We start from the raw sequence: 11964 nt of genomic DNA, 5'->3' as shown, positions 1-11964 counted from the left end.
GAAGGGCAGACCGTCCATGTCCACCACCGCACTGGGCACCGCGTTCCTGCTGGCCGTCGTCGTCATCCTGCTGCTGTGCCGGGGGGTGGCGCTGCTGCTGCGACCGCTCGGGCAGCCACCCGTCGTCGCCGAGATGATCGCCGGGGTACTGCTCGGCCCGTCGGTGCTGGGGCTGGTGCTGCCGTCGGTCGAGCACCACCTCTTCCCCGCCGACCTGCGCCCGATGCTCTACGTGACCGGGCAACTCGGCCTGACCCTCTTCATGTTCCAGTCGGGGTACGAGTTCCGGCTGGAGCGGATCAGGCCGGTGCTGCGGTCCGCGGCGCTGATCTCCGTGGCGGGCAGCACGGTGCCGCTGCTGCTGGGCGCCGGGCTGACCTGGGCGGTGCGCGGCTCGGTCGACACCTCGCCGCCGGGCGTGCCGCTGCACGTGACCGTGCTGTTCGTGGGGGTGACGCTGGCCATCACCGCGTTCCCGATGCTGGCCCGGATCATCACCGAGAACGGGCTGAGCGGCACGTCGTTCGGCACCATCTCGCTGGCGGCCGGCGCGCTGGACGACGTGGCCGCGTGGATCCTGCTGGCCGGCGTGGTCAGCCTGGCGCGGGGCAGCGCGCACACGGTGGTGCTCGCCACCACCGGCGCGGCTGGGCTGGTGGCCGTCCTGGTCGCGCTGGTGCGGCTGCGCGCACCGCTGCTGCGGGCCTGCGAGCGGCTCAGCTCCGAGCAACTGCTGCTCGGCACCCTGCTGTTGCTGTGCCTGTCCGCCTGGTACACCGACCGGATCGGCCTGTACGCGGTGTTCGGCGCGTTCAGCCTGGGGGCCGCGTACCCGCGCTCGCCGCGCATCGACCGGGCGATCGAGCAGACCGCGCCGCTCAGCAGGACGCTGCTGCTGCCGCTGTTCTTCACCTACTCGGGGCTGAACACGGACACCGGGCTGCTGGGCGATCCGCGGCTGCTGCTGTTCGCGGTGGGCTGCACGGCGGCGGCGGTGGTCGGGAAGTTCGGCGCCTGCTGGGCCGCGGCCAGGCTGGCCGGGCAGCCGTCCGGGGTGGCGCTGCGGATCGGCACCCTGATGAACGCGCGCGGCCTGATGCAGCTGATCGCGATCAACGTCGGGCTGTCGGAGGGGATCGTGTCGCCCTCGATGTTCACGGTGCTGGTGATGGTGGCGGTGGTGACCACGGTGATGGCGACGCCGCTGCTGCGGCTGTGGGACCGGTGGGACGGCGGGGTGCGGGAGGAGCAAGAGCCGGCCGGAGCCGGGGCCGCGGACGACGCGTCCTGGCCGGTGGAGGCCGCGGCGGCGGACGGCCGGACGCCCTGACCCGCTCACCTGGGCGTTCACCGGGATCGGGCGGGGCCTTTTGCCTCTGAGGCAAGAACTTTGCCCCTGAGGCACATCTGCTGTTCCATGAAGGCATGGACGACGCGACCGACACCCCGGACGCGGAGCCCGGCGCCTCCACCCCGGTGCTGGCCCCGCGGCTGCGCGACCAGCGCCGCGCGAGCGGCCTCACCCTGGAGGCCGCGGCCCGCCGCACCGGCCTGTCGGCCGCACACCTGTCCCGCCTGGAGTCCGGCCTGCGCCAGCCGTCGCTGCCCGTCCTGCTCGGCCTCGCCCGGTTGTACGGCACCACCGTCTCGGACCTGCTGGGCGAGACGGCCGCCGAACCCGATCCCATCGTACGCGGCGCCTCCATGGCGGCGGTACCCGCCGGCGGCTGGACGTACCGGCGGGCCGGCGGTACCGGGCGGGCCATGCAGGCATTGCGCGTGCACGTGCCCGCCCGGGCCCAGGGCGGCCTGGTCCGGGTGCACCCCGGCGAGGAGTGGCTCTACGTCACCGCCGGGGTGCTCGAACTGACCCTGGGCGAGCGCGCCCACCGCCTGGCCGCGGGAGACTCCGCCCACTTCGACTCGCTCGTGCCGCACCGGCTGGCGGCCGGCGGCCCGGACGGGGTCGACCTGCTCTTCGTCCACACCCTCATGCAGAGCGAGACGTCGGCGCTGTGCGTCGTGCCACGCGAGCCCGTCGACACCCGAGGAGGCCGTTCATGACCACGCACGCCACCCAGGACACCGCCCACCCGCAGCCCGACCCGTCCCCCGCCCAGGGCACCGAGGCGGAGGCCGTACCGCTGCTGGTCGTCCTGCCGGACACCCACAGGAGCGAGAAGTACAAGGAACGCGCGGTGGTGCTGCGGGTCCTGGTGTACGTCGCGGTCGCGCACTTCCTGGTGTTCTTCCTGTGGCTGATGTTCGCGGTCATCGGCAAGAGCTGACCCGGGGCGACCCGCGCGCTCAGAACCGCAGGGTCACCTTCCCGCCGGGCTCGGTGCGCACCGTGCGGACCGAGCCGCCGGCCACGACCTGGGTGCTGCGGCCGCCGACGCTGCGGACCACGGCCTCCCGCACCCGCCCGTCCCGCCAGGACAGGTCGACGGTGAAGCCGCCGCGGGCGCCGACCCCGGTGATGCTGCCGCTGTCCGCCCAGGCGGCCGGGAGCGCGGGCAGCAGCTCGATCCGGCCGGGCCGGGAGTAGACCAGCATCTCCACCATCGCCGACGGCGTGCCGAAGTTGGCGTCGATCTGGAAGATGCTGCGGTTCTCCTCGACCTGGTAGATGTCGAAGAGGTTGAGCGCGGAGCCGTTGCTGTTGCTGGTGGACGGGCGCAGGTTGGTGGTGACCAGCTGGTACGCCTTCTCCGCGTCGTGCAGCCGCGCCCAGCACAGCGCGCGCCAGGCGTTGGCCCAGCCGTAGCTGTTCATGCCGCGCGCGGTGAGCAGGGTGCGGACGGCGGTGACCAGGTCGGCGGGCGAGGAGTCGAGGGTGATGCGGTCGCCGGGGAAGAACCCGATCAGCGGCGACAGGTGCCGGTGCTGGTCCTCGCCGAGGTTGTCCGGCGACATCCACTCCTCCAGCCAGCCGCTGGTGGGGCTGATCTGCGGGAGGTAGAGCCGGTCGCGCAGGTCCCCGAGGGTGCGGGCGAGATCGGCGTCCTTGCCGAGCGCGGCCGCCGCGGTGCGGAAGTTGCCGAACAGCGCCCACACCAGTTCCTGGGAGTAGGTGTTGCCCAGGGCGTCCTGCGGGCCCTGCTCGGGCGACCAGTCCTTGTCGTCGACGAGCACCTCGCGGGCATTCCCGGTGGCGGGGTCGGTGACGGTCATCGACACCAGGCGTGCCTGCCAGAACTCGCAGGCGCCCTTCAGCAGCGGGTAGATCCGCGCGAGCGTGCGGGCGTCCTGCGTGTACTCGTAGTGCGCGAACAGGGTGTTGGAGAGCCAGGCGTTGGCCGCCGGGTGCCACCACCAGCCGGAGCCGCCGTGGATGTTGGTGGAGAAGGCGACGGCCCAGCCGGCCACCTTGCCGGAGGAGTTGCGGAAGCGGTTGCGGGGGTCGTTGAAGAGCTTGAGGGTGTTCTTCTCCCAGGAGGGGAGCTGCGCCAGGCAGTAGTCGGTGAAGGCGTCGAAGCAGCCCGGCAGGGCGGTGCGGTCGGCCATCCAGTAGTTCATCTGGACGTTGATGTCGGTGTGGTAGTCGCCCATCCAGTCCGGGTCGTTGCCGTCCAGCCACAGCGACTGCAGGCCCATCGGGACGCTGTCGCGCGAGCCGCAGATCATCAGGTAGCGGCCGAACTGCAGGTAGGACGCCTCCAGTTCCGGGTCGGGCGCGGCGCCGTCCTGGGCTCGCGCCTGCAGCCGGGTCCAGGTGTCGGCCTGCCTCTGCTGCTCGCTGGAGCTGCCCAGCGACAGGGTCATCGCGTCGAACAGCCGCCGGTAGTCGGCGACATGGGTGCCGCGCAGGGCGGCGGGGCTGTGCCGGGCGGCGGCGCGGGCCTTGGTCCTGGCCAGGGCCAGCGGGTCGAGCGAGGGAGCGCGGTAGCCGCGGTCGGGGTCGGGGGCGTAGTCGGTGCCGCCGCTGAAGACCACGGTCAGGTCGGTGCACCCGGTGAACTCGATGGCGGTGGCGGTGACGTCGATGGTCCCGGTGCTGCTGGTGGCGGTGACGGCGGCGGCGTAGCGCAGGTCGTTGTCGAAGGCGGCGGCGAAGGACAGGGTGCCGTCGGAGGCGTCGCCGGCCGCGGTCTCGCCGTGAGTGCCGGCCAGGGTGATGCGGCCGGTGTGGCTGCCGTGACCGGATGCGGACAGGTGCAGCACGATCGCGTCGTCGGGGTGGCTGGCGTAGACCTCGCGGGTGTACGTGGCACCGCCCTGCTTGTACGTGGCGGTGACCAGGCCGTTGCTGAGGTCGAGGGTGCGGCGGTAGCCGGTCACCGTGTCGCTGGTGTGGGCGGGGATCTCCACGCCGACGTGGGCGAGTTGGGTGAGGGAGCCGAACTCGACCCGCTCGTAGGGGAACTGGCCGTCGTCGTCGAGGACGTCGTTGAGGGTGCCGGTCCACAGCGTGCTGTCGGTGACGTACAGCGCCTCGGCGGCGGGGTCGCCGCTGACGAGGGCGCCGATCCGCCCGTTGCCGACCGGCAGGCCCTGCTGGATCATCGCGTCCGCCGACGCGGGAGCGGTGTACCACAGGCGCACGGCCGCGGCCTGGTCCGTGCGGGGGTCGGCGGCCGGGCGGTCGGGCTCCGCCGCGGCGGCGGTGAAGGCCGGCAGCCCGGCGAAGGCGGCAAGGGAACCGGCGGTCCCGGCACCGGCGAGAGCGAGAAAGCTCCGACGACTGGGACGCTGAGCGGGGCCGGTCTGAGGGGCGGTCATGAGGGCTGTTCCTCCTGTGGTGTTCCTTGTCGCATCAGGGACTTGCCAGAGACGCAGGAGCAACATAAAACTACGAATTATTTCATTCAAGGGTTCTGACGGCAGTCCGATGGCTTCAAGGCCCCACGGGACATCCGATGTATGGAGGATCACGCCCATGACGGAGCACGGTGACGCGTTCAGCAGGAGAGGCTTCCTCATCGCCGGTGGCGGCGCGGCGGCGCTGGCCGCGCTGGGCGGCGCGGCGCCCGCGGTGGCGGCTCCCGCCGGGGCCGCACCCGCCGCGGCGGCCGGCACGGCCGGGACACCCGGGACCACCGGTGCGGGCGGGACCGGCACGGGTGGGAAGGCCGCGGTGGACTGGATCAACCCGCTGACCGGCGCGCTGACCACCTCGCCGGACACCGCGTGCGGCAAGACCTTCCCCGGCGCGGTGGTGCCCTACGGCCTGGTGCAGCTCAGCCCGGACACCGTCAGCGGCGGTGACAACGGCAGTGGCTACTCCGCCGACATGACGACGATCGAGGGCTTCAGCTTCCTGCACCTGAGCGGCATCGGCTGCTACGGCGACCTGGGCCAGCTCCAGGTGCAGCCGCAGACCGGCGAGCTGGTGACCGGCCGCGACGCCGCCAAGAGCCCGTTCGACAAGAGCACGGAGACCGCCGAGGCCGGCTACTACAGCGTCGAACTCGACCGCTACGGCGTGCGGGTGGAGCTGACCGCGGCCGAGCGGGCCGGACTGCTGCGCTGCACCTTCCACGACGCGGGCACCGGCCGGCTCAAGGTGGACCTCTCCCGCCGGATCGGCTTCGACGGCTCGCACACCGTCACCCAGGACCTGCGGCTCACCGACCCGCACACCGTGGAGGGCTCGATGACCGCCGACCGCTCCGGCGGCGGCTGGATCTGCGGCAACGGCCCGTCGTACACGGTCTACTTCTCGATGCGCTTCGCGCTGCCGATCGAGACCTTCGGGACCTGGGACGGCGACACCGTCTCCCGGCAGGCCCGGGAGCAGAGCAGTGCGAGCGACAGCGCGGGGTTCTTCGTGGAGTTCCCCGTGACGGCGGGGCAGCAGGTGCTCGCCAAGGCCGGGATCTCGTTCACCAGCATCGAGGGCGCCCGCGGCAACCTCGCCGACAGCCTGCCCGGTTGGGACTTCGACCGGGCCCGCGCCGACGCCCGCGACGCCTGGTCCGAGGCGGTCGGCAAGGTGCGGGCGACCGGCGGCACCGACGAGCAGCGGGAGATCTTCTACTCCGCGCTCTACCACACCATGATCGACCCGCGGACCTCCAGCGACGCCGACGGGTCGTCCCGGTTCGGCAACGGCCCGATCCGGCACGACCCGTTCACCCAGCGCACCGTCTTCAGCGGCTGGGACGTCTTCCGCGCCCAGTTCCCGCTGCTGACCATCATCGACGAGCGGATCGTCGCCGACGAGATCAACACCCTGCTGGCGCTCACCGACACGGGCGCGGTCAAGGGACTGGCCCGCTGGGAACTGCTGGGCACCGACACCGACACGATGGTCGGCGACCCCGCGGTCAACGTGATCGCCGAGGCGTACCTGAAGGGCGTGCGCGGCTTCGACGCCGGCAAGGCGTACCGCTACTGCCGCGATGTCGCCCTGGGTCCAGCGGAGTTGTCCAACCGCAACGACTTCGAGAACTGGACCACGCTCGGGTACTGCGTCGACACGAGCCTGTCCAAGACCCTGGAGAACAGCTACTCCGACTACGCCCTGGCCCGGTTCGCCGAGGCCACCGGCCACCACGCCGACGCGCGGGCCCTGCACCGCACGTCGCAGAACTACCGCAACGTCTTCGACCCGGACGCCGGCTGGTTCCGGGGCCGGAACGCCGACGGCAGCTGGATGAGCGACCAGGACGGCTGCGTGGAGTCCAACCCGGAGCAGCAGGGCTGGTTCGTGCCGCACGACGTCGAGGGGCTGGCCGAACTCCTCGGCGGCCGGGAGGCGTTCAACACCCGGCTGAACGCGATGTTCGAGCAGACCCCGCCGGACGTGATGATGAAGTGGAACGACACGTACAACCACTCCAACGAGCCGGTGCACCAGATGGCCTTCATGTTCGTCCACACCGGCGCGCCCTGGCTGACCCAGAAGTGGTCGCGCTATGTGTGCGAGTACGCCTACGGCACCGGCCCCGCGGGCCTGGCGGGCAACGACGACTGCGGGCAGATGTCCGCCTGGTACGTCCTGGCCGCGTCGGGCTTCTACCCGGTCGCCCCGGCGAGCGGCGTCTACGCCCTGGGCAGCCCGCTGTTCGACGAGGTCGCCTACACCACCAGCCGCGGCACCCGGTTCACGATCGAGGCCCGGAACAACTCCACCACCAACCTCTACGTGCAGTCCGCCCGGCTCAACGGCCGCCCGCTGCACCGCGCCTGGCTGCGCCACGAGGAGATCACCGCCGGCGGCCGGCTCACCCTGGAGATGGGGCCGGTTCCGAACACGAGCTGGGGCAGCGACCCGAAGTGGGCGCCTCCGGCCGGTCGCTGAGCGGGCCCGGCCGGAGGCGGTTCGGGCGGGCGCGCTGCCAGGGGGCGCCCGCCCGAGCGGTCGGGCCGGTCAGGTGGCGAACACCTGCAGCTCGGAGAGCTGCCCGGCCGGCCAGCCGGTGTTGGCGGTGAAGGTCAGCCGCACGTAGCGGGTGGTGACCGCGGCCGGGAGGGTGACGGTCGCGGTGTTGCCGGTTGCCGGGTCGAAGGTGTGGCCCGCGGAGGCGGCGAGCTGGGTGAAGCTGCCGCCGTCGGTGCTGCCCTGCACGGACAGCGTCTGGGTACGGGCGCCCCAGGCGGTGGCGGGCGGCAGGTCGAGCACGAGGCGCTTGACCGTGGTGGCGGCGCCCAGGTCGACCTGGATCCACTGCGGGAAGGCGTTGTTGGCCGACTCCCAGTAGGAACTGGCGTCCCCGTCGGTGGCGTTGGTCGAGGCGTAGGACTGGGTGTGGCTGCTCTCCGACGTCGACCGGTGCAGCGCGAGGTTCCCGGTCGGGGGCGGGGTGGTGCTCCCGCCCACCACGGGCTGGGTCGGGCGGGTCGCGGTGAGGGCGAGCTGGCCCTTGAGCATGCGCCCGCCGTCGCCGGTCAGCCGCAGGTAGTAGTCCGACGAGCAGGCCGTGCCGTCCTCGTCGAGCGCCAGGAATCCCGAGTTGGTGGGCACCCACGCCTGCGACTCCGCGGTCTTGGCGATCTGGTTGCCCTCGTTGAACTCGTCGAACATCGAGATGTAGACGCTCTGCACGCCGGCCCGGACCATGTTGTAGAACTGCCGCCACATGAAGTCCCCGTGGGCGCGCTGCCGCAGCGTCACCGCGCCCGGCAGCACGCACGGCTGGTAGTCGATGCCGTACGTGGCGCACTCCGCCAGGTCGGGCACCGTCGCCACGTTGTAGAAGTTGTCCGCGTCCGCGACGTTCCCGATCCGGCCCACCATCCACGGCGAGAGCATGTGGAAGGCGTGGTAGACGTCCGAGAAGCCCGGGCGCGAGTCGCGGTCGCCGGTGCGCCACCAGGTGGGCACCCCGCCGATCACGTAACACCCCTGGGACTTGAACCAGTTGACCACGTCCAGGCAGGCGTCGGCGGCGAACGGGCGCTGGTTGTCGTTGAAGCCGAAGCCCCAGATGCACACCACCGGCTTGCCGTTCTGCACGGCGTAGGCCGAACTGGCGGTGTGGGCGTGCATCTTGCTGGTCCAGTCGGTCTTGATCTCCGACTGCATGTTCGTCCAGTCCGAGACGTCGTACATGATGTAGAACTTCCGCCCGTACTTCTCGGCGGAGCTGCGCACCTTCGCCGCCATGGCGTCGCGGGTCGGGCCCTCGCTGCCGTTGGGGTTGAAGCGCTGCAGCGCGGCGACGTCGATGCCGTTCTGCTGGAGCCAGAGGAAGTGCGTGTCGACGGTCTGCTGGTCGTACGACGAGAACAGCGTGGCCGGCTGGCCGTTGCCGAGCGCCGCGTAGCCGGTCTGGTACGTCTTCGCGTAGTCGCGCACGTCGGGCCACGCCACGATGCCGGTGTTGGACGGGGACGGCGGCTGCCCCGCGTTGGCGCTCCAGTGCCACCACGCGTTGATCGGCGCGCCGTCGCCGATGCACGCGAACCAGCCCTGGTACCCGACGGTCACCTTCCCGACCACGTCGCCCGGGCCGCTGGCCGCGGACGCGGTCGCCGCGGTGGCGGTCTGCGCGAGAACGGCGGTACCCGTCGCGGTGGCGGCCACCGCGGCCTGCAGGAAGACCCTGCGTGTGACACCCATCTGGACTCCTCCGATCGGTCGTCAACTCCTGTTGCCACAGGGCTGTTGCGCGGATCGGGACCGGCCCGGCGGCATGGTGCGGGGATCGTAACGACGCGCTCACGCAGACGCAATAGATCGCGCATCAGGCGAAATATTTGACAGAACTCACGCAAGAACACCGGTGTCATCCCGATGTCCCCCGGGGCCGCCGCTCCCTTCCACCCCCCACGCCCCTGCGGCCCCGGCCGTGGCGGGATCGCGGCCCCCACTTGCCCTCCCCCGGCGGCCAGGTGCAAGACTGCGCCCAGCACCTCCGCCGGCGGCCCGCCGGCACCTGCCCGCGCCTCCATCGGCGCAGGTCGGACCGGGCGCGGACCGGGCGCGGACGGGCCGGACAGCACGAGGGCGGGGGCGGACACAGTCAGGAGGAAGCGTGCCGGAAGCGACGATCATCGGCAGTGAACGCAGCGAGGCGGGGCTGGCGACCGGGATGGAGGTGCTGCGCCGGGGCGGCTCGGCACTGGATGCCGTGGAGGCCGCGATGCGGCGCTGCGAGGACAACCCGGCCGACCACTACGTCGGCACCGCCGGCCTGCCCAACGCGCGCGGCGAGGTCGAGCTGGACGCGTCTCTGATGATCGGTTCGGACCGGCGGTTCGGTGCGGTGGGCGCGCTGAAGGGCTACCCGAACCCGATATCGGTGGCCCGCGCGGTGCTGGAGAAGCTGCCCCAGCACAGCCTGCTGGTCGGCGAGGGCGCCGCGCTGTTCGCCGAGGAGTGCGGCTTCACCACGGCGGATCTGATCACCGAGGAGTCCCGCGAGTTGTGGCGCAAGCAGGTCGCCCAGTCCCGCGAGTCGGTCGAGGGCGAGAACACCGCGGCCACCGACGGCGACACCCGCTACCGGGAGAGCGCGCTGGCCCTGATCCGCCGGCTCGCCCCGCACGACGGCCCGTGGGGCACCATCAACATCATCGCCCTGGACGCAACCGGCGAGATGTGCGTGGGCGTGTCCACCTCCGGCTACCCGTACAAGTACCCGGGCCGGGTCGGCGACTCGGCCCTGCCCGGCGCCGGCAACTGGTGCGACCTGCGGGCCGGCGGCGCCGCCTGCACCGGCCGCGGCGAGCTGAGCATGCGCGGCGGCACCGCCCGCACCATCGTGGAACTGATCTCCGCCGGAAAGGACCCGGCCGAGGCGTGCCGGGACGCCCTCGCCGACGCCGCCACCCTGCCGGACGACTTCCGCGCCGAGTTGCGCGCCCTCGCGCTGACCCCCGACGGGCGGCACGGCGGCGCGGCCGGCCAGCAGGGCAGCGTCTACGGCCTGATGACCGACGCGTCCACCGAGCCCGAGTTCCGCCCGCGGGTCGTCCTGTGACCGGCCGGCACGTACGGTCCGTGGCGGCCGTACGTGCCGGAATCACGGCCCCACCGGCCTGTTGTGAGAAGTCCGCCGTGAGAAGTCCGCTGTGAGGAGCGCGCTGTGAAGATCTTCCTGTCCTCCGACATGGAGGGCACCGCCGGTGTCGTCGACTGGTCGCAGTGCCGGCACGGCCAGCCCGAGTACGCGTACTACCGCACGCTGCTCCAGGACGAGGTCAACGCGGCCATCGAGGGCGCGGCGGCCGGCGGCGCCACCGCGTTCCTCGTCAACGACTCGCATTCGACGATGTCCAACCTGCGCCCGGACGCGCTGGCCGGCCGGGCCCGTTACCTGTCCGGACGGCACAAGCCGCTGTACATGATGCAGGGCCTGGACGACACCTTCGACGCGGTCTTCTTCGTCTCCTACCACGGCTCCATGTCGGCCTCGCCCGCCACCTTGTCGCACACCTACAACCCGGCGGCGATCGCCGAGGTGCGGCTCAACGGCGTGGTCGCGGGCGAGAGCGGGATCAACGCCCTGGTCGCGCTCGGCCACGGCGTCCCGGTGGTGCTGATCACCGGCGACGACACCACCGCGGCCGAGCTGCGCCCCTTCTGCCCGGACGCGGTCGGCGCCGTCGTCAAGTCGTCGGTCTCCCGGTTCGCCGCCGACAGCCTGCACCCCGAGGACGCCCGGGAGGTGATCCGCTCCGCCGCCGAGCAGGCCGTGCGGACGCTCCCCGCCGCCTCCCTGCCCGCGATCGAGCTGCCCGCGACGCTCACCGTCCGCATGCGCAACCCCGACCTCGCGGAGATGGCCACCTGGATCACCGGCGTCGAACCCGACCCGGCCGACCCCCTGGTGGTGACCCTCACCGACGACGACCCGGTGCGCCTGTACCGGACGTTCGTGACCGCCGTCCTGCTCACCCGGGGGATCGCCGAGTGAGGCCGTCGAGCGCGGTCCGGAGGATCGGCTCGGTGTAGGAGGCACCGCCGCGGATCCTCGCGACGGCGACGATCAGGTCGAGGACCTGCTCCAGCGTGAGGTCGTCGCGCACCTCGCGGGTGTGCTGCGCGGCGGCGAGGAGCGGCCGGCCGGCGGCGAGCACCCGTGCGCGGCTCTCGCCGAACACCCGGTCGCCGTCCGCGTGCGCGAGCAGTTCGGTGGCGACGTGGTGCTTGGTGGTGGCGAAGTCGGCGAACCGGCGCAGCCAGGCCATCAGCGCCGCCCCGGGCGTCCCGCCGTCCCGGCCGGCCGCCGTGCAGAGGGCGTCGACCTCGCCGGCGAACAGGTCCTCCAGGAGCTCGCGGCGGCCGGGGAAGTTGCGGTAGAGCGTCGCCATTCCGACGCCGGCCCGCCGGGAGATCTCCGCCATCGACACCTCGGACTCGGACTCGGCGAAGGCGGAGCGGGCGGCCGCGAGGATCTTGTCGCGGTTGCGCTCGGCGTCGGCCCGCCGCGGCGGCGCCGGGGAATGGTCCACGGGCATGCGCACTCCAAAGGGGTCGGGCCGACCCGTCTTCCGGCCGCCGGGACCCGCCGATCGCCCGTCGTCGGACCTTTTGCGGCTTTCGCCCTCTCCATGGCTTTTCCCCCGTTGTCC

At 72.2% G+C, this 11964-nt stretch carries 9 protein-coding genes; 6 read left to right on the top strand and 3 right to left on the bottom strand.

What is annotated here, in order from left to right:
• Positions 1-16: 16 nt before the first annotated feature.
• The 3 genes from C4U44_RS23380 to C4U44_RS23370 all read left to right on the top strand — a co-directional run bounded on the left by C4U44_RS23380 (position 17) and on the right by C4U44_RS23370 (position 2288).
• Positions 17-1330 (top strand): cation:proton antiporter, encoded by a 1314-nt coding sequence (locus C4U44_RS23380; RefSeq protein ID WP_103887930.1) that lies wholly within the window; start codon positions 17-19, stop codon positions 1328-1330.
• A gap of 95 nt (positions 1331-1425) precedes the next feature.
• Complete coding sequence (locus C4U44_RS23375) at positions 1426-2064, top strand: helix-turn-helix domain-containing protein (RefSeq protein WP_103887929.1); 639 nt, start codon at positions 1426-1428, stop codon at positions 2062-2064.
• Complete coding sequence (locus C4U44_RS23370) at positions 2061-2288, top strand: DUF6126 family protein (RefSeq protein ID WP_103887928.1); 228 nt, start codon at positions 2061-2063, stop codon at positions 2286-2288. The genes C4U44_RS23375 and C4U44_RS23370 overlap by 4 nt, the downstream gene beginning before the upstream one ends.
• A gap of 19 nt (positions 2289-2307) precedes the next feature.
• On the opposite strand, the gene C4U44_RS23365 is transcribed toward C4U44_RS23370, so the two are convergent.
• The gene (locus C4U44_RS23365; RefSeq protein WP_103887927.1) at positions 2308-4722 is read right to left on the bottom strand and encodes a glycoside hydrolase family 95 protein; all 2415 of its coding nucleotides are present in this window, start codon (positions 4720-4722) and stop codon (positions 2308-2310) included.
• Positions 4723-4879: 157 nt separating this feature from the next.
• Here C4U44_RS23365 and C4U44_RS23360 point away from each other — a divergent pair, with 157 nt between their 5' ends.
• Positions 4880-7246, top strand: coding sequence for a GH92 family glycosyl hydrolase (locus tag C4U44_RS23360; protein WP_146088323.1), 2367 nt, complete (start codon positions 4880-4882; stop codon positions 7244-7246).
• A gap of 69 nt (positions 7247-7315) precedes the next feature.
• On the opposite strand, the gene C4U44_RS23355 is transcribed toward C4U44_RS23360, so the two are convergent.
• Entirely contained in the window at positions 7316-9007 is a 1692-nt protein-coding gene (locus tag C4U44_RS23355) for a discoidin domain-containing protein (RefSeq protein WP_103887925.1), read from the bottom strand.
• A 415-nt stretch (positions 9008-9422) separates the two neighbouring features.
• Here C4U44_RS23355 and C4U44_RS23350 point away from each other — a divergent pair, with 415 nt between their 5' ends.
• Together C4U44_RS23350 and C4U44_RS23345 are read left to right on the top strand one after the other, a co-directional pair.
• The gene (locus C4U44_RS23350; RefSeq protein WP_103887924.1) at positions 9423-10370 is read left to right on the top strand and encodes a N(4)-(beta-N-acetylglucosaminyl)-L-asparaginase; all 948 of its coding nucleotides are present in this window, start codon (positions 9423-9425) and stop codon (positions 10368-10370) included.
• Between the two features lie 105 nt (positions 10371-10475).
• Positions 10476-11306, top strand: a complete 831-nt coding sequence (locus tag C4U44_RS23345; protein WP_103887923.1) for a M55 family metallopeptidase — start codon at positions 10476-10478, stop codon at positions 11304-11306.
• Here the strand turns inward: C4U44_RS23345 and C4U44_RS23340 are convergent.
• A complete protein-coding gene (locus C4U44_RS23340) occupies positions 11284-11850 on the bottom strand; it encodes a TetR/AcrR family transcriptional regulator (RefSeq protein WP_103887922.1) in 567 nt (188 codons plus the stop codon). The genes C4U44_RS23345 and C4U44_RS23340 overlap by 23 nt on opposite strands.
• Between the last annotated feature and the right edge of the window lie 114 nt (positions 11851-11964).

It is taken from the genome of Actinacidiphila yanglinensis, assembly GCF_900107965.1.
GTDB classification, from domain to species: Bacteria; Actinomycetota; Actinomycetes; order Streptomycetales; family Streptomycetaceae; genus Actinacidiphila; species Actinacidiphila yanglinensis.
The sequence above is the reverse complement of the archived record's forward strand: the minus strand, read 5'-3'. Positions and strand labels throughout refer to the sequence as shown.

Excerpts from the sequence above, each read along its gene's own strand:
- C4U44_RS23380 (WP_103887930.1), top strand. The coding sequence starts at position 17 with ATGTCCACCACCGCACTGGGCACCGCGTTCCTGCTGGCCGTCGTCGTC.
- C4U44_RS23375 (WP_103887929.1), top strand. The coding sequence starts at position 1,426 with ATGGACGACGCGACCGACACCCCGGACGCGGAGCCCGGCGCCTCCACC.
- C4U44_RS23370 (WP_103887928.1), top strand. The coding sequence starts at position 2,061 with ATGACCACGCACGCCACCCAGGACACCGCCCACCCGCAGCCCGACCCG.
- C4U44_RS23365 (WP_103887927.1), bottom strand. The coding sequence starts at position 4,722 with ATGACCGCCCCTCAGACCGGCCCCGCTCAGCGTCCCAGTCGTCGGAGC.
- C4U44_RS23360 (WP_146088323.1), top strand. The coding sequence starts at position 4,880 with ATGACGGAGCACGGTGACGCGTTCAGCAGGAGAGGCTTCCTCATCGCC.
- C4U44_RS23355 (WP_103887925.1), bottom strand. The coding sequence starts at position 9,007 with ATGGGTGTCACACGCAGGGTCTTCCTGCAGGCCGCGGTGGCCGCCACC.
- C4U44_RS23340 (WP_103887922.1), bottom strand. The coding sequence starts at position 11,850 with ATGCCCGTGGACCATTCCCCGGCGCCGCCGCGGCGGGCCGACGCCGAG.